The following is a 26,273-nucleotide window of genomic DNA, read 5'->3' as shown; positions in this document are numbered from 1 at the left end:
TGCAGCGTGCCGGGTTTAGGCGGTACGTGATTGCTGATTTGCGGGGCAACTAGGCGCCGTGACGGGGGTAACGGCCGGGATCGTGGGGCGTGCCGGGGTGCGCACCGGGATGGCAGGAACCTCAAGACCGAACACGGTCTGCAAGGCCTGCACATAATCTTCGGCACGGCCTTCGGCGGCCAGCTCACGGCCGCGCATGGTGGGCACGTGCAATAGCTGTCGCATCATCCGACGCATCGCTAATTCGACTTCTTCGGCTGCGGCGGTGCAGCCGTGCTGGGCACGCACCTTGGCGACCTCGGTCTCCAACACCTGCTGGGTGTGCTTGCGTAGCGCAACAATCGCGTGATCGGCTTCGCGCTCGCGTTGCAGAGTGTCGAATTCCTCGGCCGAACGGGCCACGATCTTCTTCGCCTCGTAGATGGCCAGAGACTGTTCATCCGGGGCGGCCATGCGCACCGATTCCAAGGTGATCAGGTCCACCTCAGCGACCTCGGCCAGGGCCGGATCAAAGTCATGAGTCAACGCCATGTCGATGGCGATCAGCGGGTGGTTCTTCACGCGCAGGGCGGTGAGGCGTTCGCGGGTCAGTGCGGTACCGTTGCCGCTACATCCGATGATGATGTCGGCTTCACGCAAAGCCTGGTCCAGTTCATCGTGCTCGATGGCGATGACATCGCGCTTCGAAGCGAAATCGCTGGCACGGCCCGAAGTGGAGTACACCTTGATGCGCTGCACCCCACGTTCGCGTAATAAGGCCAGGGTGGCTCCGGCGTAGGCGCCGGTTCCGAAAAGTACGACGTCTTGATCCGCCCAGCTGCTGGCCGCGCTCATCAAATCATCGGCCAGATCGAGGGCCACCGAGACCACGGACTTGCCTTGTGAACCGAGTTCGGTTTGCGAACCCACGTCTTTAGCGGTGCGGGTGGCGGCCTCAAAAAGTCGGGTGAGGTTACCGGTGGTGGATTTCTGTGCTTGCGCTTCGGTCAAGGCGCGGCGCACCTGTCCGGCGATTTCGCGTTCGCCGACCACTGCGCTGTCCAGACCCGCGCCCACGGAGAAAAGGTGGTCGATGACCGCACGACCCTCGAAGCGCAGCAGTTTGCTGTCCAGATGATGGGCCGGGATGCCGGTGCTGGTTGCTAGATGCTCAACCAGTTCATTGGCCGCGGCCAGAGGGGAAGCGGCGTCAGCGTAAACTTCGAACCGGTTGCAGGTCGCTAAGACGACGGTGCCGTTGATGTTCTGAGAACCCGATTTTAAGGACGCTGGCGCCAGCTCGCCGGCCGAGGCACTGAGTTGAGCCACGGTCTCCAGGTCGAGCTGCGAATGCGAAGCAACAAGAGATATGTAAACCACAGTGTTTCCAGAATAGGCCTGATGAGTGGGGATGGACAATGTAGGCCTACCTTCCTAAACCCGAACTTAGCGCGGAATTCACTGAAAAGTAGGGCTTTTTCGACGAAGCGTAGAAGTAATGTTGCTCACCAAGTGAGGGTGCTCACTGGCTCGGGTAGGCATTTAGCTCCAAGACTTGGCAGAATTGGGATCATGACACTGCCTGCTGACCATCCTCTGGTTGATGGACGTACGAGTAATTCCGCCCTAATTAGCGCACTGACCGGTCGCACCCCAAGCCACACCCCGGTGTGGTTTATGCGTCAAGCGGGCCGTTCGCTGCCCGAGTACCGCCAGTTGCGCGAGGGCACCACCATGCTCGATTCCTGCCTGGACCCGAAGATGGCCAGCGAAATCACCCTGCAGCCGGTGCGCCGCCACAAGGTAGATGCCGGAATCTTCTTCTCCGACATTGTGATCCCGCTGCGTCTGGCCGGGATCGGTGTGGACATCGTCCCCGGTGTGGGCCCGGTACTCAGCGAACCGATCCGCACCCCCGAACAGGTGGCAGCGCTCCCGGAAATGACCGATGAGTCCTTGGAACCGATCCGTGAGGCGGTGGCGCTGACCGTGGCGGAGCTGGGTTCCACTCCGCTGATTGGATTTGCCGGCGCCCCGTACACCGTGGCCGCCTACATGGTGGAAGGTAAGCCAAGCCGTGACCACTTAGGTCCGCGCACCATGATGCACTCGGATCCGCAGACCTGGAAGATGCTGATGGATTGGGCCGCGGATGCCTCAGGACGCTTCCTGCGTGCCCAGGTGGAAGCCGGCGCCTCGGCCGCGCAGCTCTTTGACTCCTGGGCCGGCTCGCTGCCGCTGGCCGACTACCAGAAGTTCGTCGCCCCGGCCTCGGTGCGCACCTTGGATCACGTGCGTGATCTGGGTGTGCCGCTGATTCACTTTGGCACCGGCACCGGTGAACTGCTCACCGCGATGCGCGATGTGGGGGTGGATGCGATGGGCATCGACTACCGCATCCCACTGGATGTGGCCGTCGAGCGCCTCGGTGATGATTTGACCCTGCAGGGCAATATTGACCCGGCACTGCTGGAAGCACCGTGGGAGGTGCTGGAAGCGCATATCCGCGACATTGCTCAGCGTGGCAAGAAGGCCCGCTCACATGTATTCAATCTGGGTCACGGCGTGCCACCGCACACCGACCCGACCGTGCTGACCCGCGTCGTGGAATTGATCCATTCCCTCTAGCTCGCGGGGGCTAAGCTGGTAGTAAGCCCAGCTAGCTTAATGGGCCGGGTAGCTCGGTGAGTTGTCCGGCCAGGTACGCACTAACCACATCAATCCAAGGGGTTAACGAACAACGATGACCGATGAGAGCCGCGGGTCCCAAACGCAGCGTGAACCCGGTGCCCGGGGGCGCCGTGAGATTGCGGCGGATGCCGCCGCTCATGCCCTGCGGTTACTTCATAAGGTTCGCGCCAATACCACCGGCGAGCTCACCGATGCCGTGCCTAAACCGCACGCCATTGTGATCGGTGGCGGGGTGGCCGGGTTGGTGGCCGCACATGAACTGGTGCAAACCGGGCATCGCGTCACCGTGTTGGAAGCTGCGCAGAACTTCGGTGGGTGCCTGCGCCGGATGCAGGTGGCCGGACTGGAGATCGACGCGGGCGCCGAATCCTTCGCGGTTCGTTCGAACATCGTCGCCGACTACTTGGCCGAACTAGATCTGACCGAACAGATCGTGCCCACCAGCGGGGTCAGTGCCTGGCTCACCCAACAACAGGATGAGCAGGTGCGCTCCCATCCGCTGCCAAGTAGCGCGATGCTTGGAATCCCCTCCCAGCTGGGCGCGGATTCGCTGCGGAACTTGATCGGCCGGGCCGCCGCGGTGCGCGCTGCCGCGGACCTCGTGGCCCCGATGCCCAAGAAATGGGCCAGTGAGAAGCTGAGTATTGGGGAAGTGGTCCGCCAACGCATGGGTTCGGCGGTGCTGGAACAACTCGTGTCCCCGGTGGTCGCCGGAGTATATTCCACTGACCCGAACCAAGTAGACATTGATGGCGCCGCCCCGGGACTGCGCCAAGCCATGCAAGATACCGGGTCGCTGGCCCGGGCGGTAGCCAAACTCCAACAGGACGCGCCGGCCGGCTCACGGGTGGCTGGGCTCAATGGTGGAATGTACACGCTGATCACCACGCTAGTAGCCGAATTACAGGCCGCCGGGGTGAACTTGGTGCGCAACGCTCCGGTGAGCAGCGTCGAGTACAACCAGTACGTTCAGCAGCCTTTTACGGTACACAGTCACCAAGAACTCTTGCAGGCCGACAAACTCGTGGTGGCCACCGAAGCCGATGCCGCGTTGTCGTTGCTGCACGGAGTACTGCCGGACTGGCAGACCGCGAAAGATTCGCGCCCGGCCAATTCCATCGCACTGGTCATTCTGGTGGTGGATAAGCCCGAACTGGACGAGGCACCACGCGGTAGTGGGGTGCTGGTGACCGCCGGGGGGCCGATCAAGGCTAAGGCGATGACGCACTCCACCGCGAAATGGCCGTGGCTCGCCGAAGAAACCGGGCCGGGTACCCATGTCTTAAGACTCTCCTATGGGCGCATCGGACAGCACGAAACCCTCGTGGAGTCCGGGAACGATGCTGCACTGCTGAGCCAAGCCATCGCCGATGCCAGCAACATCCTGGGCGTGGCACTGCATGAAGAAGACGTTTTAGGCAGTGCGATCTCGCGCTTTAGCGACATGGTTCCACTCATCGGCACCGCGCAGCGTGAACGCAACGCCAGCTTAGAGGCACAACTTGCCACCATCCCGGGGCTCTACGCCGTGGGAGCTTGGCGTTCGGGCACCGGATTGGCCCGGGTCATCGCCCACACCCGAGCCCAGCTCTCGGTCAGCGCCAGCTGAACCACGCCACCATTTTTTCAGACCACAACGTCAACACGAGGAGAGAACCATGAGTCAACGTCCCGATCATAATTCACCGGTACTACGCGACCGTGAAGCGGCTGGCAACGCCACCATGTACTACACCCTGTGGACCATCTTCAAGCGTTCCGAAGCGGTGGATCGCACCGGGGCAGCCACCGAGTTTGACGCGCTGATTGCCGAGCTGGCAGCCGAGGGCGTGAGCCTGCGTGGCATTTACGATGTCTCCGGGATGCGCGAAGACGCCGACATTATGGTGTGGATCCACGGCCCGGCCGCCGAACTGCTGCAGGCCGCAATGCGCAAGGTGCGCCGCAGCGCCCTACTGGCCGGCACCGAGATCGTGTACTCCACCATGGGTGTGCACCGCGAGGCAGAGTTCGCCAAGGATCACTCCCCAGCCTACGCCCGCGGCATTGACGCCAAGGACTGGATGACCGTCTACCCGTTCGTGCGTTCGCATGACTGGTACACCATGGATCCAGCCGAACGCGGCAAGATGCTGCGTGATCACGGCATCTTAGGCCGTGATTTCCCGAACGTACTGGCCAATACCGTCGCCGCCTTCTCCTTCAGCGACTTCGAGTGGCAGGTGTGCTTGGAAGCCGATGACATGATCGATCTGGTCGATATGATGCGTCACCTGCGTTACACCGAAGCACGTCACCATGTGCGGGAGGAAACCCCGTTCTACACCGGACGTAGGATTTCTGCCGAAGCGGCTCTTGAGGTACTGCAGTGACCCAGGATTTCGATCCACGCTCCGGCTATGATCAGGACGGTCGAATGCAAGCCAAGGCCTATGACGCGATCTTGCTGGCCAGCTTCGGGGGACCAGAAGGTCAAGAAGATGTGATCCCGTTCCTGCGGAATGTCACCGCGGGACGCGGGATCCCCGATGAACGGCTCGAAGAGGTCGCGGTCCATTACCGAACTAACGGTGGTATCTCGCCGATCAACGCCCAGAACCGGGCGTTGAAGGCTGCGCTGGAAGCCGAACTGGCCGCCCGCAGCATTGAGTTACCGGTGTACTGGGGCAACCGGAACTGGTACCCGTTCGTGAATGAGACCCTGAGTCAGATGGCCCAGGATGGACACCGTCAGATCCTGTTGCTCGGTACCGGCGCCTACTCCGGATACTCGGCCTGCCGCCAGTACCGCGAGGATTTGGGGATGGCGCTGCGCGAAACCGGGTTAGAAGGCGTGGTGGAGGTGGACAAAGTCCGCCAGTTCTTCGACACCCCGGGCTTCGTGAACCCCTTCATCGACGGCCTGAAACAGTCCTTGGTGCAGGTGCGCGAACAGCTGACCGAGCGCGGTAATCCGCAAGGTCGGATCAAGATTGTGTTTGTCACCCACTCCATCCCGATGAGCGATGCCAATGCTGCTGGCCCCCAGGCGCAGCACGAAAGCTACAGTGAAAACCTGTATACCGCACAACACCGGGCGGTGGCCACGCAGATCTTAGCTGGCGTGCCGGAAGCCGCTGGCCTAGAGCATTCGCTGGTCTACCAGTCACGCTCCGGGGCACCACATGTTCCGTGGCTAGAACCGGATATTAACGACGCGCTGGAAGCCGACGCGGCCGACGGGGTGGCCGGAGTTGTGGTGGTACCCATTGGGTTCATCTCCGATCATATGGAGGTGCTGTGGGACCTGGACACCGAGGCAAAGGATAGCTGCGCCGAACTGGGGCTGGCTTTCAGCCGGGTCCCCACCCCGGGAACGCACACCGAGTTCGTTGGCGGGCTGATCGACATTATTGAGGAGCGTCTGCTCGACGCGCAGGGGCAGCCGCGCCGTCAAGGTCGGATCAGCAAAGTACCGGGCGGACCCTGGTATGACGTCTGCCCGGCAGCCTGCTGTATTAAGCCCGCACTGGATGGCACCTTGCGTCCCACCATTGCCGGGGTCGACTCGGAAGTTGGGGTGCCGAACAAATGAGTGAAAGCTTTACCGTAGGGACCCGTGGCAGCGCGTTAGCCACCACCCAAACCGGGTGGGCGGCGCAGAAGCTGGCCGCGCTTAGCGGTTTGGAAGCCAACACCGTGCTGGTGCGCACCGAGGGAGATGTGATCACCGGGTCGCTGGCCACCTTGGGTGGTACCGGGGTGTTTGCCGCGGCACTGCGCCAGCACCTGCTGGCCGCCGGCTGCGATCTGGCGGTGCACTCGCTCAAGGATCTGCCCACCGTGCAGCCCGAAGGTTTGCGGCTTGCCGCGATCCCGGCCCGCGAGGATGTGCGAGACGCGCTTTGCGCCCGCGACGGTCTAACCCTGGACCAGCTGCCGCAGGGGGCGAAGATCGGTACCGGTTCGCCGCGGCGTGCCGCCCAGCTCCTGAACCATCGCCCGGATCTGGAGATTGTCGATATCCGCGGTAACGTGCCCACCCGTTTGGGACGCGTGAAGGGGATGGGCGCCACCTTGGACGATGGCAGTGTGGGACGCAGCGTGCAGGGGGATCTGGACGCGGTGATCCTGGCCGCCGCCGGGTTACACCGGTTGGGGATGGAAAAGCACATCACCGAATATCTTGACCCGGCAGTGATGCTGCCGGCCCCCGGGCAAGGCGCCTTAGCCGTGGAAGTGCGCAGCATCGGCAGCGGACACCCGGCCTTGGATGCGGCCCTGGTCAGCTTTGATGATGCCCCTACCCGGTTGCAGGTCAGCGCCGAACGCGCGTTGCTCAACGCCTTAGAAGCCGGTTGCGCCGCCCCGATCGGTGCGCTGGCCCACTTTGTGGGTGAGGAACTGGTGTTAGATGCGGTGGCCTGCAAACCCGATGGCACCCAGGTGATGCGGCAAAGTGCGCGTCTACTGGTGACCGCCGAGGCTGACGCTATCGAACTGGGCCGCAGTTTGGCGCGTACCATGCTGGATAACGGTGCCGCCGCCGTGGCGGGATTGGTTTAGGTAACCCCGCCCATGGCATTGCACGCGATGATCTTACGCGCCCCGCAGCGCGCCACGGCCACCGTGGCCGCGCTGCGCCCGCTGGGCTTTACCAGCACTTGCGTGCAATTGATCCACACCGTGTGGCCACAGGATCTGGCCCCGCTGGAGCAACTGGTGCGCCGGTTGCAGGCCGGGCAGTACCAGTGGCTGGTGCTCACCTCGGTGAATACCGTTCAGGCGCTGGCCAGCCTACTGGACGGAGCGCAGCTACCGGCAACCACTCGGATCGCCGCGGTGGGGACCAAAACGGCGCAGGTGCTGCGCGAACTCTTACACCGGGAAGCAGATTTCGTTCCCGAAGTGCAGTCCGCGGCCGGAATGTTAGCCCAGTGGCAGCTAGTCCCCGGCACAGCCGTAGCCTACCCGCACGGAGATCTGGCCTCCCCAACCCTCGCGGCGGGGCTCACCGCCTGGGGCGTAGAGCTCGATGAGGCGATCGCCTATTCTACGGTGCCGGCCGGAACCGCTGGAGAACCGCTCAGCAGCGAACCGGTCCCCGCCGGGCTCACCGTGCTCAGCCCGCAGCACTTAGTTGCGGCGCTAGCGGAAACCGACCTGGTGATCTTTGCGGCGCCCAGCATCGTGCGTGAATTTAAGGCGCTCACCGGTAGCACGCTCCCGGCCCGGGTGCGCACTCTGGCCATTGGAGAACCCACCGCTAGGGCGTTGGAAGCCGCAGGGTTGCCGGTACACGCCACCGCGAGCGATCCGACCCCCGCCGGGCTGGCCGCTCGTGCCGCAGAACTATTTCAGTCCCACCCCAAGAAGTGAGAAGGAAGTCCCATGGCTTTTCCCCAGCATCGTCCGCGCCGACTCCGGCAGAACCCGGCCCTGCGCCGACTGGTCGCCGAACATGAATTGAGCCCCCGACAGCTGATCCTGCCGGCCTTCGTCCGCGAGGGGATCAGCGAGCCCAACCCGATCGTCTCGATGCCCGGGGTTATGCAGCACACCATGGACACGCTCAAGGCCGCGGCCAGCGAAGCGGTGGAACTGGGCGTGGGCGGCATCATGCTCTTCGGCGTCCCGGCGGTGCGTGATGCGCAAGGTTCCGGGGCCCTGGCAGAGGACGGCATCCTGAACCGCGCGATTGCCGCGGTGCACGCCGAGGTGGGCGACGAGCTGGTGATCATGTCCGATGTGTGTTTGGACGAGTTCACCTCGCACGGCCACTGCGGGGTGTTGGACGCTGACGGTTACGTAGACAATGACGCCACCAAGGAAATTTATGCCCAAATGGGTGTGATGCACGCCGCGGCCGGTGCCCACGTGCTGGGCCCATCGGGCATGATGGATGGGCAGATCGCCGCGATCCGGGCAGCGCTGGATGAGGCCGGGCACCAGAACACCGCGATCCTCGCCTATGCCGCGAAGTACGCCTCGGCTTTCTACGGTCCCTTCCGCGAAGCGGTGGATTCGCAGCTCGTGGGCGACCGCCGCACCTACCAGATGGATGCCGCCAACCGCCGCGAGGCGCTGATTGAGGTGGAGCTGGATCTGGCTGAGGGCGCCGATATGGTCATGGTCAAGCCTGCCATGAGCTACTTAGATATCGTCGCCGATATCGCCGCAGTCTCTAGCGTCCCGGTCTCCGCGTACCAGATCTCCGGGGAATACTCGATGATCGAGGCCGCCGCCGCGAACGGTTGGATCGACCGTAAGGCCTCCATCCTTGAATCCTTGCTTTCCATCCGCCGTGCGGGTGCCGAGCAGATCCTGACCTATTGGGCCAGTGAAGTCGCTGGCTGGCTGAACGAAGGAAAGAAGTAAATGTCGAAATCGGAAGAACTTTTTGCCCGCGCCCAACAGGTGATGCCCGGGGGAGTGAATTCCCCGGTGCGTGCCTTTGGTTCGGTTGGCGGGGTGCCGCCCTTCATGGCCAACGCCAAGGGCGCCTACCTCACTGACGTTGATGGTAATGAGTACGTGGATCTGGTTTGCTCCTGGGGCCCGGCACTACTAGGTCACCAACACCCAGAAATTCAGGACGCCGTACACCGTGCGGTGGATCAGGGCCTTTCCTTCGGCGCCTCCACCCCGGATGAGGTGCAGCTCGGTGAGTTGATCAAGGACCGCATGGGTGGGGTGGACCGCGTACGGATGGTTTCCACCGGTACCGAGGCGACGATGACTGCGGTGCGTTTAGCCCGCGGTTTTACCGGACGTGAACTGATCATTAAGTTCGCTGGTTGCTATCACGGTCACTTGGACGGATTGCTGGCTTCGGCCGGTTCCGGAGTCGCAACCTTGGCGCTGCCCGGCTCGGCTGGAGTCACTGCGGCCACCGCGGCCGAAACCCTGGTGCTGCCCTACAACGACCGCGAAGCGGTGAGCGCAGCATTCGCCGAGCACGGGGCGAATATTGCCGCGATCATCACTGAGTCGGCGCCTTGCAATATGGGCGTGGTCGCGCCCGCGCCAGGCTTTAACCAGTTCCTGAAGGACACCACCGCCAAGCACGGCGCACTGCTGATTTTGGATGAGGTACTCACCGGTTTCCGTGCCTCCGATGCCGGCTATTGGGGCTTGAGCGGTCGCAGCGAGGGCTGGACCCCGGATCTGTACACCTTCGGTAAGGTCATCGGTGGCGGACTGCCAACCGCAGCCTTAGGTGGCCGCGCCGACGTCATGGATTATCTGGCTCCACTCGGCCCGGTCTACCAAGCCGGAACCCTCTCCGGTAACCCGGTGGCGATGGCCGCCGGTATCGCCCAGCTGACCCATGCCACCGAAGATGTCTACGCACACATTTCCAAGCAGTCCTTGGCCTTGGAAGACGCCCTCGTGCAGTCACTGACCGAGGCCGGAGTGAACCACTCTATCCAACGTGTGGGGACCTTGTTCTCGGTGGCTTTCGGCACCGCAGAACATGGTGTGTCCAACTATGCGCAGGCACAGGCGCAGGAAGCCTACCGTTACGCACCGTTCTTCCACTCGATGCTGGACTCGGGCGTATATCTGCCACCGAGCGTGTTCGAAGCCTGGTTTGTTTCCGCGGCTCATGACGACGCAGCCATGGAGAAGATCTTTGCGGCGCTGCCAGCTGCCGCACGCGCGGCAGCCAGCGCAACCGCGTAAAGCAGCTCTAAACAGTTACAGGGCCTGTGCCCGGTCTTCCCGCAAGGGGAGCCGGGCACAGGCCCTGTTGCTATGGCCCTACAGGTGGGGCCGTAAGCTTAGTTGGTGGCTGGCAGTACGCTGCCGTCGCTCCAAGTGTCGGTGATGAACTGGTGCACCTCTTCAGAGTGCAACAGCTCTTCCAACGCCTCAATGGCGGCGGTCTTCTCCCCGGCACGCCAGGTCAGGAAGTTAGCGTTCGGGTTGTTCTCGGCCGATTCCTGAACCAAAATTTCTTCCGGGTCCAGGCCTGCCTGAACAATGTAGTTACCGTTGATCACAGCGATATCTACCGAGTCATCCCCGGTGTAGTACTGTGGAACCTGCTCCGAATTCACTTCCGAGAACTTCAGACCCAAAGGGTTCTTCTCAGCGTCCGATTCGATGGACAGCACGGTGTCCTCATCGGTCAGGTTCTTCAACAAGCCACCGTTTTCCAGCACCCGCAACCCGCGCAGCTGGTTAACCGGGTCGTTATTGAGCACCACGGATGCACCTTCGGTGACCTCCTCCGGATTCGCAAACTTCTTGGAGAACGCGGTCAGTGGCTCAATGTGAACCCCGGCGCCGTGCTCGAACTCGTAACCCTTCTGAGCGACCTGATCGGCTAGGTACGCGGCGGTCTGGAAGTAGTTAGCATCCAAGGTGCCATCGGCCAGCGCAATGTTCGGGGTCTGGTAATCTTCGATCTCGGTGATTTCCAGATCGATGCCGGCATCCTGAGCCAAATTCTCATCGATGAATTCCAGGATCTGGGCGTGCGGGACCGGGCTGGCACCCACGGAAACGACCACTGGGTTTGCCGGATCCAAGCTTGCTTCAGTGTCGGTGTTTTCGGCCGAACCGCCGCAAGCGGTCAGGGCGACCAGTGCGGCAACGGAGGTAGCGGCCAGTGCGAGCTTCTTGCGTAACATGTATCTTCCTTCTATTTTTTGGCGAACCCTAAGGGCTCTTCAGAACATGAGGATGAGGAGGGGCGATGCGCAGCATCAAGTTCTTAGCGGTGGTCGACCTTCTTGGCTAGCCAGTCACCGATGATCTGCACCAGCTGCACCATGATGACGATGATGATGATGGTGACGATCATGATCTCGGTTTCGAAACGGACAAATCCGTAGTTATAGGCCAGTCGGCCCAAACCGCCGCCACCGATCAGACCGGCCATCGCCGAGTAACCAATGAGGGTGACCACGGTCGTGGTGGTCGCAGCAATCAGTCCGGGCATAGCTTCGGGAACCATCACCTTGCGGATGACTTGCATCCGGGTAGAGCCCATCACCAGCGCGGCATCAACCTTGCCGGAAGACACATCGCGCAGTGCAGTCTCTACCAACCGGGCAAAGAAAGGGATGGTGCCGATGGTCAATGACACGGTTGCCGCGATCGGTCCCAGCGCGGTCCCCACCACCAGGGAGGCGAAGGGGATCAGCGAGATCATCAGGATCGCGAAGGGGATCGAGCGGGTGATGTTCACGATGATGCCCGAAAGGACTACGTTCAACCAGCGCACCGGGGCCAGCCCGTTCTTGTCTGAGGTATGCAACAAGATCCCCAAGGGCAGCCCGACAAGCACGGTGAACAGGGTGGAGATGCCGGTCATTTGCAAGGTTTCGACCGTGGCCGGCCACATGGCTTTGCTGATGCCTGGGTTGTTCAGTAGATCAGTGAAGAATTCCATGATTAGTTCCCGCCCTTCTCAGTGACCGCGACACCGTTGGCGAGTAAATGCTCGCGCACGCGGGCCACATCGGTGCCTAAGGGAAGCTGGATGCGCAGGTGGGCGAACTGGTGTTCTCCGAGTTGTTCCACCGATCCGGCCAGAACATTGACATCGATATCGAAGGTTCGGGTGATCATCGAGATGACCGGTTCGGAAGCCTGCTCACCGGAATAGAGCAAGTCAAGGATCGGACCCTGGGTTTCACCGGTTGGGGTGTCACCGGGTAGCGGTAGCAAGGTGGCGGCCAGCCGGCTGCCGGGGGTGTTGATGACTTCGGCCAGTTCGCCGTGCTCCACGATCCGTCCGGCTTCCAAGAGCGATACCGAATCGCAGGCCTGCTTCACTACGTGCATTTCATGGGTGATGATCAGCACCGTGATATTCAACCGGTCACGCAATTTCTTAACCAGTTCGAGGATTTCGTCAGTGGTCTGCGGATCCAACGCGCTGGTGGGCTCATCGCAGAGCAACACATCTGGATCGGTGGCTAAAGCCCGGGCGATACCCACGCGTTGGCGCTGTCCACCAGAAAGCTGGGACGGGTAAGCGTTGGCGAACTTGGCCAAACCCACCAGTTCGAGCAGCTCGCTCACCTTGCGGCTTATCTCTGACTTGGACACCCCGGTCAGTTCCAACGGGTAAGCCACATTCTGGGCTGTGGTGCGTGAATCGAAGAGATTGGCGTGCTGGAACACCATCCCGATGCGACGGCGCGCATCACGCAGTTTGCTGTCACTGACATTGGTGAGGTCTTGGCCGTTGACGTTCACGCTACCCGAGGTGGGGCGGTCAAGCAGGGTCAAGCACCGAACCAGCGTGGACTTGCCAGCACCAGAGTGGCCGACGATGCCATGGATTTTCCCGGTAGGGACTTCGAGGCTCACACCGTCAAGGGCAACGACGGTATCGCTACCTTGCCGGTAGACCTTGCGCAGGTCTTTGATGGTTATCACTAAAAGGGGGTCCTTCAGTTCTCAGGGTAAAGAGAGTACCCCCAATTGAACCACCATCGAACATTATCGCCCGAATCAGCCTAAACATTGGGTCACCAAACCGAAATCTCCCGTATTCGGCGAGCTGCTTCGAAGAAGATTTGACGATCGCCGAAATTTTGAGAATGATCAACCTGCGAATCGCTGAAATCCGTGACGTCGCGTGTGCCAAAAAACCCTGTGAGATGAGTCTCTTTGGGTGTTAGTCGGTGTCCTTGATCGGCCACGCGCCATCGACCACGGCCTGTGGATTACTTTTGCGGAGATAGTCCTGGAAACTTTGCGCCTGCTCGCGGGCCCACCGAATCTGTTGACCGTGCAGCTCACTTGGATCAGTCTGTAGTTGTGGGTACTTGTTCACAACCGCCCGAGCCACCCCAACACAGGCTACGGCATCGGCGAAGGAGGTATGTGCGTTCTCTAGGCGCACCCCATAGTGCTCGCAGGCTGCCTCCAGGGTGCGTTTGCCCTTGCGGAATCGGTCCATCTGTTTGTCAAGGATGAATGGGTCGATCACATTCCCGGGAATGAACGGGACAAGGTCATAGCGCAGCGCCTCGGTGTGCAGTACCGAAAAATCGTAGGCGGCATTGAATGCCACCACGGGGGCTTGCTGGGAGGCGAACTGCAGAAGATTGAGAATCTCGGCCACGCCCTGCGCGGCCGGAACGCCTTCGGCACGGGCTTGTTCGGTGGTGACCCCATGAACCGCGGTAGCCGCTTCGGGTATCTCGATCCCTGGATCAATCAACCATTCGCGCTGATTCAGGATGCTACCGTCGGCGGCGAGGAGCACCGCTGAGGCGGTCACGATTCGTGCGGTAGCCGTATCGATGCCGGTGGTTTCCAAGTCAAAACCTATACAGGGGCCTTCATGCCATTCGTTCATGCCCTCAACGCTACAGTGTGCCTACTACAGAGTGGATGCTGACCCACCGGTTGTGGGTAGATCCACGCGGCTTGGCACAATGGTGTTATGGACGCGCGTAGCACCCCCGAGCAACACCCGGTCGACTTTACCGACGCGGTGCACCAGCTGGCTCGGATGATCCCGCCCGGTCGGGTGCTCAGCTATGGTGACATCGCCGAACTGCTCGGGTCCGGAGGGCCTCGCCAAGTCGGAAAGGCCATGCAACATACTGATGACACCATCCCATGGTGGCGGGTGATTCGCAGCAATGGCAGCATCACCGAGTCACTGGCCGAACAAGCGGCAAACCACTGGCGCCAGGAACGCACCGCGATGCGGGGTTCCACCGTGCAAATGTCTCAGGCCAGATGGAAGCCCAGCGATACACAGTGGCAAGGCATCGATGCATTGGCAGCAGACCTGCGCCGAAGGAAACTGTCGGCTGAGAATGATGGGATAGAAGCATGAACTTGCCAGCTGATTCCGCGACCGCCACCCCGGACGCTGTGAGGGACGAATTGCTCAGTAGCCAGACGCCGATTCTGGTGACCGGGGCCCCGGGCACCGGGAAATCGACGCTGCTCATCGAAGTGGCGGTCCAACGACTCGCGGCAGGGCTAGATCCCTTAGCCCTGTTGATCCTGGCGCCCACCCGCCAAGCTGCCGCCCAGTTACGTAATGAGCTCAGTTCCCGGGCTGAACGTACCTTCACCGAACCAGTAGTGCGGTCTTGGTCCGCTTACGCCTTCGACCTCATCCGGCGTGCCCGCTCCGCAGGGTTGTTACCCTACCTCGAGCGGCCACCTCGGCTGCTCTCCGGACCCGAGCAAGACACTCTGCTGGCGCAGCTGCTGGAGGGACACCAACAGGGGTTGACGCCCGCTCCCGCTTGGCCCGAAGAGCTGGAACTGGCCATCACCACCCGCGGTTTCCGCAAGGAGGTCCGCGAATTTTTTGATCGGGTCTCCGAACTCGGGCTGGAACCAGCCGATGTGCAACAGCTGGGCGAGCAGGCCGGGCGCAAGGAATGGCTCGCTGCCGCGGAGTTCTACCAAGAATATCGTGACCTTTTGGACTTGGGCAGCGCTGAAGCTTTTGACCCGGCGGGGCTGATTACCCAAGCCGTACAGATCCTGCAGGCACATCCCGAATTCTTAGTCGAAGAACAAGCACGCCTACAGCTGGTGCTGGTGGATGACCTCCAGGAAGCTACGCTCTCCCAACACCGGCTACTAACCCTGCTCGGCCGTGGCCGGCCCCTGATCGCCTTCGCCGCACCCGATAACGTCGTCCAAGGCTTCCGCGGCGCCCGCGCCGACGAATTGGCCAACTTTACGCAACGCTACTCTAGCCCCACCGGCCACGCGCAGCAGCTGGAACTGGTGCACAGCCACCGAATGGCTCCGCGGATCGCCGAAGCCTGGCGCAAAGTGGTGCGCCGGGTCCCAGTGGCTAGCGGTACCCGTGGCCGACAACTGCGTCACACGGACGGAGCCGAACCGGGACAGGTGCGCGCTCACCTGTTCGAAAACTCCACCCAAGAAGAACGCTACCTGGCACAACAGATCATTGAGATGCATCTTTATGATCAGCGAGCGTTAGCAGATATCGCGATCATTGTCCGCAATGGATCCCAAGTACGCTCACTGAGTAGGTTCCTTGAAGGCCAAGGTATCGCGGTGACAACCCCGCCAGCAGAAATCCCCCTGAAGGAAGAAAAAGCAGTGCGTCCGCTGCTTGACTTGCTGGTCTTGGCAGTGGAAAACGAAGAACACCCAGACCCACTACGCATGCAATCCTTGTTACTTTCGCGTTATGGAATGAGCACTGCTCTAGAAATCCGCCGATTGCGTCAACTGCTCCGGCAACGGGAAAGTGCCGCGGGTGGGAACCGGTCGAGTCAGGAGCTACTTGAAGCAACCTTGCAGGAGCCGGAACTGGCTGCGGATTTAGGCCCGGTAGGTCGCGGGCTGGAACGCATCCTAGGGATGTTCGATGCGGTGCGAAAGGAGCTCGTCGCAGGAACCGCGACCCCGGAAACCGCTTTGTGGGCATTGTGGGAAGCTTCCGGTCGTGCCTCGGTATGGCGCGGTGAAGCCCTCGGGGTTGGGCCTGCAGCACGGCGTGCCGATCACGACCTGGACGCGGTACTTTCACTCTTCCAAGCCGCTGAACGCTTCGTGGACCAGTTGCCCGGGGCTAGCGTGGAACAGTTCGTTGAGCATGTGCTGGATCAAGAATTGCCGATGGACTCCCTAGCCAGCCGTTCGGTCAGTAGCCAAAGCGTCACCGTGCTCACCACCGCTGCCGCGGCCGGTCGGCAATGGCCGGTGGTGTTCATCCCGGGCTTGCAGGAAGGCTCGTGGCCGAATCTGCGGCTGCGCGGTGAGCTGCTCGGTTCGCAGGCGCTCGCCGAAGCGGCCGAACACGGGGTAAGTTTCCTCAATACACGCACCCCGAGCCGACTGGTGCGCGATATCCGCACCGATGAGTTGCGCTCCTTCTCCAATGCGGTCGCCCGCGCCGAACATCTGCTGATCTGCACGGCGGTGGACAATGACGATCAACAAGCTTCCTCGTTCATCAACCTCGTCACCTCGCAGGACACCGGGCAAAACCAGCTAACCGAGGTGCCACGTATGCGTAACCTGGCCACACTGGTCAGCGAGCTACGCAGCGAAGCCGAACGGTTGAGCGCTCAAACGAGGGAAGCTCACACCATGCCAGCGGCAGAAGCCGAGGGTCTACGCCACGACGCAATAGCAGTGCTTAGTCAATTGGCACAGACCGAACCGACGGTGCGTGGTGCTCACCCCGATTCTTGGTGGGGGCTCCTGCCGTTGAGCAGCACCGGTGCCGCCACCCCGGAAAACCAGCCCATCCGGGTTTCCCCTTCAAAAGTTGAGGCCATCCATAAGTCCCCGTTGAACTGGTTTGTGCAGGCTGCCGGTGGGCTCACCGCGGTGGACTTTGCCGCCTCGTTGGGCACCTTGATCCACTCGATCGCCGAGGAACACCCGGATGCGGCAAGTAGCGAATACAGCAAGGTCTTAGAGGAACGCTGGCCTGAAATGGAAATGCCGCAGAACTGGGAGGGGCAGCGGGACTTTGATCGGGCCCAACAGATGCTCAAGAAGCTGGCCTTGTATGCCCTCGAGATGCGTTCGGAAGGCCGAAGCCTCGTTGCCCGCGAACTTCCGTTCAACGTCAAGGTGCCCAGCTCGGAGCGCGAGATTGAATTGCGCGGGGTGATTGACCGGATCGAGGTGGACGCCACTGGCAAGCCCTACGTGGTGGATCTGAAGACCGGTGCTCGGGTTCCCTCGGCCAAGGATGCGCTTACCCATCCGCAGCTGGGCGTGTATCAGGCGGCCGTGAAACTTGGCGCTCTTCAGGCTCGTGAGGACACCAGCCAGCTGAGCAGCACACCCGGTGGGGCCGCCCTAGTCTTTGTGGGGTCCTCCACCCAAAAGCCGAGCCGCCGCGAGCAGCCAGCCTTAGAAGATGACTGGGCCGTTGAACTGATAGTCGAAGCCGCCCGCCTGATGGGTCAGAACGAATTTCTCACCCGTCATGATGCCTCACGCGGCGGTGGCTTCTCCAGTGGCTGCAGCCTGCCAGAAATATGTCCATTGTGCTCCGAAGGCCGACAGGTGACCGAACCATGAGTCAAATTCGTTTTACTCCGCACCAACTCTCCGAAGCCCTCGGCGAGCAGTTTCCGCCCACCGAACAGCAGGCCCAAATTATCGCCGCGCCGCTGGAACCGATGTTAGTTATTGCTGGCGCCGGGTCAGGAAAGACCAAAACCATGGCCGACAAGGTGGTTTGGTTGGTGGCTAATGGGCTGGTCCGGCCGGAACAGGTGCTGGGGGTGACCTTCACCCGGAAAGCCGCCGGAGAGCTCTCGATGCGCATCCGCGCAAAAATCGCGACGCTGATCGAAGCCGGTTTATTGGACGAAGAAACCACCCGCGACTACCTCGACCCAGCGGTGTCTACCTATCATTCCTACGCGAACGCGCTGGTGCAAGACTACGGGTTGCGTCTGGGTCTCGAAGAAGACACCACGCTGCTCGGTGCGGCTCAATCCTGGGAATTGGCCAGCGAGGTACTGGAAAGTTACACCGGGGACTACGAACATTTGGGTAGCGCGACCAGCACGCTGATCAATGCGATCGTCAGTTTTTCTTCCGAAGCCTCCGAACATTTGGTGAGTCCGGCAGCAGCCGAGCAATGGATTGCGAATCTCGAACAGTCCTTACGCGGGTTGCCGATGCAACCGGGCAAGGATAAACCTTTGACGGTCGGAGCCCGTAAGCTGATCGATAAGATCGCCTCACGCCGAACCATCGCCGAATTATGTCAGCGCTACGCCGCAGAGAAAGCCGCCCGCGGGGTGATGGATTACGGTGACCTAGTGGCGCATGCGGCCACTGTTGCGCAAAAGATCCCCGCCGCGGCCGCTGCCGAACGTGCTAAGTATCGGGTGGTCTTGCTCGATGAATTCCAAGATACCTCGCATGCACAGATGGTGTTATTCTCTGAACTTTTTGGCGAAGGCCATCCGGTCACCGCGGTGGGTGACCCCAACCAGTCAATCTACGGGTTCCGTGGTGCCAGTGCCGGGCAGCTCTTTCATTTCCCCAATCAGTTCCCCATCTTTCACTCTTCCGGAGAACGGAGTAACGCTCACGTCAAACACCTGACTATCGCCTGGCGAAATACGGTGAACGTGCTGCAGGCCGCAAATGTGGTCTCCGGCAGTGCTCAGGCGGCGGACTCCGCCTCACCGGTGGCGGTTAAACCTTTGGAACCCTCGAATTATGCACAACCTGGGCGTGTGGTGCTCAACCGCTGCGCCACGGACCGGGATGAAGCAGAGGAAATTGCCCAGCTGATCGATGCCGAACGGCAACGGGCCCAGACCGCGGGGCAGACTGTGACTGCGGCGGTGCTCAGCCGCAACCGCTCGCAGCTGTCGTTGATGGCCCAAGTGTTGACGGAGAAGGACATTCCGTACCAGTTGGTGGGAATCTCCGGGCTACTTAGCACCCCGGAAGTCACCGATCTGGTCTCATACCTGCACGTCTTGGTTGATCCGCTACGGAGCGACAAATTGATGCGTCTACTCGCTGGAGCGCGCTGGCGTCTGGGAACCGCAGATTTGATGGCCTTCGCCGATTGGTCACGGTTCTTAGCTCGGCGTCGCGAATATGCGCTACAGCAACCGGCCGCTTCCGAGAGCGAAGCAACCGAGGCCACCGAAGACACCGAAACGCTGGCTCGTGCCGAACTCAACGACGCGGCCAGCCTCATTGAGGCCTTGGATTTTTTGCCAGCAGCGGGCTGGACAAGCGCTGATGGGCGAACGATCAGCAACCGGGGTTATGAGCGGTTGTGCCGATTCCGCGACGAGCTTCGGCGTTTACGGTTGCTGGCCAATGATGACTTGGAAGCGCTCGTGCGTGAAGTGGAACGGGCAATGAATCTGGATATTGAGGTCGCAGTGCGCCCGTGGCTAGCTCCGGCGCGGCGCCGTGCCAACCTCGATGCCTTTGCCGACGTAATCCGCGATTACACTCGCCACGCCCAAAGGGTGGATCTTGCTGGCTTCCTGATGTGGCTAGAGCAGGCTGCGGAGAAGGAAAAGGGTCTGCCGATGCCAGCCGAAGACGCCGACCCGCTCAGCGTCCAACTGCTGACAATTCATGCGTCCAAAGGCTTGGAATGGGACATCGTTGCGGTGATGTCCATGAACGAAGGAGTCTTCCCGGATCGAACTAGTGACCGTTGGACCAGTGGGGACGCGGCTCTGCCCTGGCCCTTACGCGGTGACCGGCACGATTTGCCCACATGGGACACTGATCAGCCAAGTTTCAAGGATTTGTTGGACGCTGAGAAGGATTTCATCGCCGAGGTCGCCGACCACAACGAGTCGGAGGAGCGCCGTCTGGCGTACGTGGCGCTGACCCGCGCCAAATCATTGCTGATCTGCAGCTGCAGTGTTTGGTATGGAACCCGCACCAAACCCTCGGAAGTCTCGGTATTCTTGGAATCCTTGCTGCCATTAACCGAAGGTGAACAGCCGCGTGCTGAGCGTGGGATTTGGATTGAGAATGAGGAAACCAGCGATACTAACCCGGCACGCTCACAACCTGTCGAAGCACGCTGGCCTTATGACCCACTGCAAGGACCAGAGGTGACCGGGACGCAGCCAAGCACCCCCTACCCTTACTCCCGGCGGGCTGTGCTTGAGACTATCGCCGAGCAAGTAAAAGACCCCGAAACTTCTACGGAGCCAGTCACTGAGCAAGGCAAGTTGTGGCAGCAGGAAGCTCAAAAGCTGATCGCGCAACGCCAGTTCCAGACGCAGCTGGAACACAGGGTGGAAAAACCTGAACACGTCAGGGCTTCAATGTTCGTTGAATTGGCTGAGAATCCCGAAGCGGTTCTGGAAAATCTGCGGCGTCCCGTGCCTCGCCGGCCGGGGCTTGCGGCCCGCCGTGGCACCGCCTTCCACACTTGGCTTGAAGAGTATTACGAGCAAACACAAATGTTGGATTTGGGGGAGATCCTCGAGCCAAGTGACAGCTACCTCGATGAGACCCTAGACCTTACCGGTATGAAGGACGCGTTCTTAGCCAGCGAATGGGCCGAGCGTCAACCGCGCTTTGTGGAGGTTCCATTGGAAACACGCATTGGTGCGGTGGCGGTGCGTGGTCGGGTGGATGCCGTGTTCCAAGAGGACAGTGGTGACTGGTTATTGGTGGACTGGAAGACCGGCCATGTGCCACGCGGCCAGTCCTTGAAAGACAAATTGGTGCAGCTGGCCGTGTATCGGTTGGGCTGGTCGCGCCTGCACAATATTCCCTTGGAGCAGATCAAGGCAGCCTTCTACTATGTTGGCGCAGGCGTGACGATCTACGCTGAATACCTGCAAGGCGAAGCAGAACTTGAAGCGATGATCACCCAAGCATTCGAAAAGTTTGAGCAGCCCGCGAAACAGTCCGGTTAAAACACTGTAGGGGGTGGAACCTGTCCGTTCCACCCCCTACGACGCGGTGTTAGTCCGTGGACTTCGGTGCGGATGAATCCGTTGAATCATTCGTTCCCTGCTCGGGCTTCTTGGTTTTGGGTTCTTTCTCGCTCACCACATTATCCTCGGGTTGTGCTGCGGCAACAGGTGAGGCAGCGGCCGGGGAAGTTGCCGGCTTCTCTGTACTATTGGCCGGGGCCGGGCTCTTGGAAGCATCCGCAAAGACCTGACTGACCGGGCGCGGCTCTTCCACAACGGACAGCGGCTGACCACCGTATTCGGCGATATTCTCATCAAGTTCCTGAAGCATCTGCTCGGCCTCGGCGATCCGGTGGGCATCCTTGGAATCCAAGCTCTTCACCAGCCACTGTGCCAACGCGAATTCGGCGCTCAAAGCCGCGCGTCGCATAATATGCGGGTCAGCCTTTTCACCACGAGAACCGATATATGCGGCGAACACCTTCTCACCGAAGTCATGGTCTTCAATGGCCGATAGCCAAGCGAAATCATCGGCAGGATCGCCCACATGCAAATCGGTCCACCCCGACACGGCGGTGATTTTGCTGCCCAAGACCTGAACTTGTTCTTCATCGAAGGAACCATGCACCACAGCGGCATTAAACCGCCAGAGCGACACATCCTCCATGGCATGTTCCCAACGGCGCAATAGCCGTGAGGGGACTTTCCCGGTGGCCGCCGCGGTGTCTAATTCGTTGAGCTTGCGCTGACGGATTTCGTCGGCCGTATAGATAGGTAACCCGGCGATCTCGATGGAATCATCGGGAATCTGGTGGATGGCAGCCATCGCTCCGCCAAGCTCGTTGGCTAGTTGTTCGCCTAAAGCACTGAGCTCTTCTAAGCTGGCCCGGTGACCTGGCAGATCCTTATACACGAAAGTTCGCAGCGGTCCTTGGCGCACGGTGCCAGCCACCGCAGGCAATGCAAATGGTAGCGAGGCGCGAACCTTGGCGGAGAAAGCTCGTAGTGCCGAGAGCTCAGATTCCAAGCGCATGCTGGCCTCGTCATGACGAGGTGAGCGTACTCGCCACCGATTCTTCTTGTCATCGACAATCAGTGCCGAGTCGAAATCCTCAGGATCATCGGACAACGCAGCATAGCCAATGGGGCATAGTCCGGGCACTGCGGCGGTGGCTATTGCGGCGAGTTCCATGGCTGAGCGTTTCACATGTTCAACCGTAATCTACCGGCGTAGTCTGTGCGGCCATAGACTCACGGTATGTTACTGCGAATCCGCTGAATATCGGCTCCTCTCCGGGCACCGGCACGTGCGTTCGCCCACAACCTAACGCTAGGACACGGCAACGTTTTGACATCACCCCTAAAGTTAGAGGTATGGAGCTGGCAGAAAAATACCACCTACCCCTCACCGAGTTGAACTTCGCGCAAGCCCGATTCACGCGACAACTTATCGAACAGGACGACCCTACGCAGCTGCAACGGGTTATGGAACGCTCCACAACCTTGGTGCTTCGCTTCGCCCATGGTCGCGCCGCATATCACGGCTCAGGCCTGCAACTGGAGGCTGGACCAGACTACGTGTTGCCAGACGGTGGGGAACTGATCTACCTGGGTCAACGCGAGGGGCATGACTATGTGGTGGCGATGCTGCCAGAGACCCCGGACGGGTCAGCTACGCAGACCCAGTGGCTGGATTTACGTTCCGCCTTTACCGTTCTAAACGACGAACAACAACACCTGCTGCTGATTGCTCAAGCCATCATTAACTGGCGTCAGCATTACCGCTTCTGCCCACAGTGTGGTTCGGCAGTGCGGCCCACCACCGGGGGCTGGGTACTCAAGTGTGTCGCCCATGAGCATGAGCTGTTCCCGCGGACGGATCCGGCGGTGATTGTGGCGATTCTCGATGAGCAGGACCGGATCCTCTTGGGTGCCAATTCGCGGTGGACCAATCGGGTGTACTCGGTGCTGGCAGGTTTCGTCGAAGCCGGTGAGTCGCTAGAGTCAGCGGTGCGGCGCGAGGTTTTCGAAGAGTCCGGAGTGCGCATCGGCGAATGCGTCTACCGGGGCTCGCAGCCTTGGCCGCTTCCGCGCTCGTTGATGCTCGGATACACGGCCCGAGCGCTGAGTACCGAGCTGGTTCCCGACGGGCTTGAAATTCTGGACTTGCGCTGGTTCACTCGCGAGGAGCTGGCCAGCGAGCTGCGGGCCGGAACCCTGCAGATTCCCCGCGGAGTTTCGATCTCGTACGCCTTGATCCGTGACTGGTTTGGGCAGGACCTTCCGGAGGCCGCCAATTAATGAGTGAACTGCCGCAAATCCCAGACCTGCTAGCGGGGCTGGACGCCGAACAACGCAGCGCCGCGGAAACCCTGACCGGACCCCTATGCATCCTCGCCGGAGCTGGAACCGGTAAGACTCGCGCGATCACGCACCGAATCGCTCATGGCGTGTATTCCGGAGTGTATAACCCCACCAGTGTGCTGGCGTTGACCTTCACCACCCGGGCTGCAGCCGAGATGCGCACTCGGCTGCGTCATTTGGGGGCTACCGGGGTGCAGACTCGAACCTTCCATGCCGCCGCCTTGCGCCAACTGCAATATTTTTGGCCGCAAGCCATCGGCGGATCATTGCCGAACTTGATCGAACACAAAGCACCGTTGGTGGCCGAAAGCGTGCGTCGGCTAAGACTTTCCAGTGACCGTGCCATGGTGCGCGATGTTGCTTCGGAAATTGAATGGGCGAAGGTTTCAATGCATTCGGTGGAAACCTATTCGAAGGTTGTCGACTCTCGAGAGTTGCCCAATGGGATTGAACCGGTGACCATGACCCGGATCTTCCAAACCTATGAGGAACTGAAGGACGACCGCCAAGTCATCGACTTTGAAGATGTTCTGCTACTTACGGCCGCTGTCTTGGAAGATAACGAAAAAGTTGCCGCCAGCGTCCGCCAACAGTACCGACATTTCGTGGTGGATGAATACCAGGACGTTTCGCCCCTCCAACAACGGCTCCTTGACCTGTGGTTGGGGGAGCGCAAAGATTTGTGCGTGGTCGGCGACGCGTCACAGACCATCTACTCCTTCACCGGGGCGACCCCGGACTATTTGCTGAATTTCCGGCAACGCTTTCCGGAAGCCAAGGTCGCCAAACTGGTCCGGGACTACCGCTCGACCCCACAAATCGTGGCGTTGGCCAACCGCATCCTAGCCACCCGCCGGATCGAAAGTCAGGTCCCGGACCGCACGGTGACCTGGCCCGAACCATTAGAGCTGATCGCTCAGCGGGAATCTGGCCCGGAGCCAGAATTTTTTGAAGCCCCCGATGACGCCCATGAGGCCGAAGAGATCGCGCAACGGATCAAGGCGCTGGTCGCCACCGGGCAGGACATCAGCGAGATCGCCATCCTATACCGCACCAACGGACAATCCGAAGCCTTTGAACAGGCTCTGACCGCGAACCTTATCCCTTATGTGATGCGCGGTGCCGAGCGTTTCTTCTCGCGGCGTGAAGTTAAAGAAGGCATGTTGGCTCTGCGTGCGGCGTTGCAAGTTTCCGCCGATCAGCCGGCCACCCAGCTAGTGCGCGATGTCTTGTCCTCGCACGGGTATGCGGCGGCTGCACCGGCCGCCACCGGTGCGCAACGCCAACGCTGGGAATCTCTCTCGGCCTTGGTGAGGCTGGCCGACGATATGGCTGCGGCGAAGGAAGCGATCGGGGAAGAAATAACCCTGCGTGAAATTATCAGTGAATTGGAAGAGCGCGCCAGCACCCAGCACGCCCCAACCCTCAATGGTGTCACTTTGGCCTCCTTCCATGCGGCGAAGGGCCTGGAATGGGATGTGGTGTTCCTTGCCGGTTTGAGTGACGGACTGGTTCCGATTATGTACGCGAAGGACCAAGCCGGCTACGACGAGGAACGCCGGTTGCTTTATGTGGGGATTACTCGTGCCCGTTTACGGTTGGTACTTTCCTGGTCCTTGGCACGTACCCCCGGCGGGCGAGCCCATCGGTATCCCTCACGCTTCCTAGACGGTATCCGTTCGGTGCGCGAAACCAGCAACCGCAGCCAACCGGTTAAGCGCCGGAAGGAACAGAAATTGACTCCGGCGGTCTGCCGTGAATGCGGAACCTTCCTTACCAGTGCCCGAGAACGGAAGCTGCGCCGTTGCTCGCAGTGTCCTGCCGCCTATGATGAGTCACTGTTCGAAACTCTGCGTGCATGGCGACAAGAGATCGCCCAAGCTAATTCGGTGCCAGCCTTCGTGGTTTTTACCGACACCACGCTGATGGCCATCGCCGAGGACAAGCCCGGAAGCTTACAAGAACTGAGCAAGATCTCAGGTGTCGGTAAGTCAAAGCTTGAACGCTACGGTCAGGCGGTCATTGAACTCGTGGATCAGGGCTAAACGCTATCCCCAACGGGTACTGGCTGTGGCGCGCGGCCACGCAGCTGGATCTAGCCTAGAGACACACCGGAGAACAGAAGTTGTTCGGGCCTGAGAACTAATCGGATCGGAGGATGACGATGCCGGCTCACCCCACCACAGTGGACTTTTATGCCGAGGATAATATTCCTGTGCGCATCGTGCGCTCCACGCGACGCACCAAGACCATTTCCTCGCAATGGAAAAATGAGCGTTTCGTGGTTTCGGTGCCCGCGGCACTTACCGCTTCGGCAGAGCGAACCTTTGTTGAAGAGATGCTCAAAAAGTATCGGCAACGCAAGGCCAACGAAGTCTCGGCGAACAGCGACCACCAATTGGCGCAACGAGCCAAAGAACTGGACCTGCAATACACCGGGGGATTAGCGCAACCGGTGTCAGTGCGTTGGGTGAGTAATCAGGATAAACGATGGGGTTCCGCCACCCTGTATCAGCGCACCATCCGCTTATCATCCAGACTGCAGTACATGCCACAGTGGGTTCAGGACTATGTGCTGGTGCACGAGCTGTGTCACCTCGTCGAACCCACGGACGGGCATGGCAAACGCTTCCAAAGCTTACTGAACCGTTTTGAGCGCCGGGCCGAAGCCGATGCTTATCTTAAAGCCTTCAGCACCGGGTACCGCGCGCACGCTCGTGAGGTCGGTCAACCACAAGAAGGAATTGACGGATTCGACGATCTGGAATCCTAGGCAACTCACTGACTTTAGGCTTGAAGCTGGCCTGTGAAAATCTTCGCTCACTGGGGGTTTAATGGATATTGCGGACCGCACCGTCCATGCATAACCGTAAAAGATCCAGCTGCAACCGATGG

Annotated in this window: 20 protein-coding genes; 14 read left to right on the top strand and 6 right to left on the bottom strand. The window is 60.5% G+C overall.

Features of this window, described 5'->3' with window-relative positions; all coding sequences use genetic code 11:
- Positions 1-15: 15 nt before the first annotated feature.
- Positions 16-1,359, bottom strand: coding sequence for a glutamyl-tRNA reductase (locus ACQQZ8_RS10170; RefSeq protein WP_431712176.1), 1,344 nt, complete (start codon positions 1,357-1,359; stop codon positions 16-18).
- Between the two features lie 192 nt (positions 1,360-1,551).
- On the opposite strand from ACQQZ8_RS10170, the gene hemE reads away from it, so the two are divergent.
- From hemE to hemL, 8 genes are all read left to right on the top strand, one after another.
- Entirely contained in the window at positions 1,552-2,607 is a 1,056-nt protein-coding gene (gene hemE / locus ACQQZ8_RS10165) for a uroporphyrinogen decarboxylase (protein ID WP_431709716.1), read from the top strand.
- 115 nt (positions 2,608-2,722) lie between these two features.
- Complete coding sequence (gene hemG, locus ACQQZ8_RS10160; protein ID WP_431709715.1) at positions 2,723-4,279, top strand: protoporphyrinogen oxidase; 1,557 nt, start codon at positions 2,723-2,725, stop codon at positions 4,277-4,279.
- Positions 4,280-4,328: 49 nt separating this feature from the next.
- On the top strand, positions 4,329-5,042 hold the full coding sequence (hemQ, locus tag ACQQZ8_RS10155) for a hydrogen peroxide-dependent heme synthase (RefSeq protein WP_431709714.1): 714 nt from the start codon (positions 4,329-4,331) through the stop codon (positions 5,040-5,042).
- Entirely contained in the window at positions 5,039-6,244 is a 1,206-nt protein-coding gene (locus ACQQZ8_RS10150) for a ferrochelatase (RefSeq protein WP_431709713.1), read from the top strand. Before hemQ ends, ACQQZ8_RS10150 begins: the two co-directional genes overlap by 4 nt.
- Entirely contained in the window at positions 6,241-7,215 is a 975-nt protein-coding gene (hemC, locus tag ACQQZ8_RS10145) for a hydroxymethylbilane synthase (RefSeq protein WP_431709712.1), read from the top strand. Before ACQQZ8_RS10150 ends, hemC begins: the two co-directional genes overlap by 4 nt.
- A gap of 12 nt (positions 7,216-7,227) precedes the next feature.
- Positions 7,228-8,028, top strand: a complete 801-nt coding sequence (locus ACQQZ8_RS10140; RefSeq protein ID WP_431709711.1) for a uroporphyrinogen-III synthase — start codon at positions 7,228-7,230, stop codon at positions 8,026-8,028.
- Between the two features lie 12 nt (positions 8,029-8,040).
- Complete coding sequence (gene hemB / locus ACQQZ8_RS10135) at positions 8,041-9,027, top strand: porphobilinogen synthase (protein WP_431709710.1); 987 nt, start codon at positions 8,041-8,043, stop codon at positions 9,025-9,027.
- A complete protein-coding gene (hemL, locus tag ACQQZ8_RS10130) occupies positions 9,028-10,335 on the top strand; it encodes a glutamate-1-semialdehyde 2,1-aminomutase (protein WP_431709709.1) in 1,308 nt (435 codons plus the stop codon).
- A gap of 98 nt (positions 10,336-10,433) precedes the next feature.
- Here the strand turns inward: hemL and ACQQZ8_RS10125 are convergent, their stop codons facing one another.
- The 4 genes from ACQQZ8_RS10125 to ACQQZ8_RS10110 form a co-directional block, all read right to left on the bottom strand.
- Positions 10,434-11,288 carry a MetQ/NlpA family ABC transporter substrate-binding protein gene (locus tag ACQQZ8_RS10125; RefSeq protein ID WP_431709708.1) on the bottom strand — a complete coding sequence of 285 codons (855 nt, stop codon included), beginning with the start codon at positions 11,286-11,288 and terminating at the stop codon, positions 10,434-10,436.
- 83 nt (positions 11,289-11,371) lie between these two features.
- A complete protein-coding gene (locus ACQQZ8_RS10120) occupies positions 11,372-12,052 on the bottom strand; it encodes a methionine ABC transporter permease (protein ID WP_431709707.1) in 681 nt (226 codons plus the stop codon).
- A gap of 2 nt (positions 12,053-12,054) precedes the next feature.
- Entirely contained in the window at positions 12,055-13,047 is a 993-nt protein-coding gene (locus tag ACQQZ8_RS10115) for a methionine ABC transporter ATP-binding protein (RefSeq protein WP_431709706.1), read from the bottom strand.
- A gap of 241 nt (positions 13,048-13,288) precedes the next feature.
- Positions 13,289-13,975 carry a 3'-5' exonuclease gene (locus tag ACQQZ8_RS10110; RefSeq protein WP_431709705.1) on the bottom strand — a complete coding sequence of 229 codons (687 nt, stop codon included), beginning with the start codon at positions 13,973-13,975 and terminating at the stop codon, positions 13,289-13,291.
- Between the two features lie 87 nt (positions 13,976-14,062).
- On the opposite strand from ACQQZ8_RS10110, the gene ACQQZ8_RS10105 reads away from it, so the two are divergent.
- From ACQQZ8_RS10105 to ACQQZ8_RS10095, 3 genes are read left to right on the top strand one after another with little or no spacing between them, the layout of a single operon-like run.
- Positions 14,063-14,464 (top strand): MGMT family protein, encoded by a 402-nt coding sequence (locus tag ACQQZ8_RS10105; RefSeq protein ID WP_431709704.1) that lies wholly within the window; start codon positions 14,063-14,065, stop codon positions 14,462-14,464.
- On the top strand, positions 14,461-17,664 hold the full coding sequence (locus ACQQZ8_RS10100; RefSeq protein ID WP_431709703.1) for an ATP-dependent helicase: 3,204 nt from the start codon (positions 14,461-14,463) through the stop codon (positions 17,662-17,664). Before ACQQZ8_RS10105 ends, ACQQZ8_RS10100 begins: the two co-directional genes overlap by 4 nt.
- On the top strand, positions 17,661-21,014 hold the full coding sequence (locus ACQQZ8_RS10095) for an ATP-dependent helicase (RefSeq protein WP_431709702.1): 3,354 nt from the start codon (positions 17,661-17,663) through the stop codon (positions 21,012-21,014). The genes ACQQZ8_RS10100 and ACQQZ8_RS10095 overlap by 4 nt, the downstream gene beginning before the upstream one ends.
- Before the next feature lie 49 nt (positions 21,015-21,063).
- On the opposite strand, the gene ACQQZ8_RS10090 is transcribed toward ACQQZ8_RS10095, so the two are convergent.
- On the bottom strand, positions 21,064-22,221 hold the full coding sequence (locus tag ACQQZ8_RS10090; protein WP_431709701.1) for a macrolide 2'-phosphotransferase: 1,158 nt from the start codon (positions 22,219-22,221) through the stop codon (positions 21,064-21,066).
- A 167-nt stretch (positions 22,222-22,388) separates the two neighbouring features.
- Between ACQQZ8_RS10090 and nudC the strand changes: the two genes are divergently transcribed.
- The 3 genes from nudC (at position 22,389) to ACQQZ8_RS10075 (ending at position 26,151) form a co-directional block, all read left to right on the top strand.
- A complete protein-coding gene (nudC, locus tag ACQQZ8_RS10085) occupies positions 22,389-23,315 on the top strand; it encodes an NAD(+) diphosphatase (protein WP_431709700.1) in 927 nt (308 codons plus the stop codon).
- Positions 23,315-25,423 carry an ATP-dependent DNA helicase UvrD2 gene (locus tag ACQQZ8_RS10080; RefSeq protein ID WP_431709699.1) on the top strand — a complete coding sequence of 703 codons (2,109 nt, stop codon included), beginning with the start codon at positions 23,315-23,317 and terminating at the stop codon, positions 25,421-25,423. Before nudC ends, ACQQZ8_RS10080 begins: the two co-directional genes overlap by 1 nt.
- A 119-nt stretch (positions 25,424-25,542) precedes the next feature.
- Positions 25,543-26,151 (top strand): M48 metallopeptidase family protein, encoded by a 609-nt coding sequence (locus ACQQZ8_RS10075; RefSeq protein ID WP_431709698.1) that lies wholly within the window; start codon positions 25,543-25,545, stop codon positions 26,149-26,151.
- The last annotated feature ends 122 nt before the right edge of the window (positions 26,152-26,273 follow it).

The sequence above is a fragment of the Glutamicibacter uratoxydans genome, from assembly GCF_050753455.1.
Classification (GTDB): Bacteria; Actinomycetota; Actinomycetes; order Actinomycetales; family Micrococcaceae; genus Glutamicibacter; species Glutamicibacter uratoxydans_A.
This window is presented reverse-complemented; position numbering and strand designations above follow the sequence as displayed.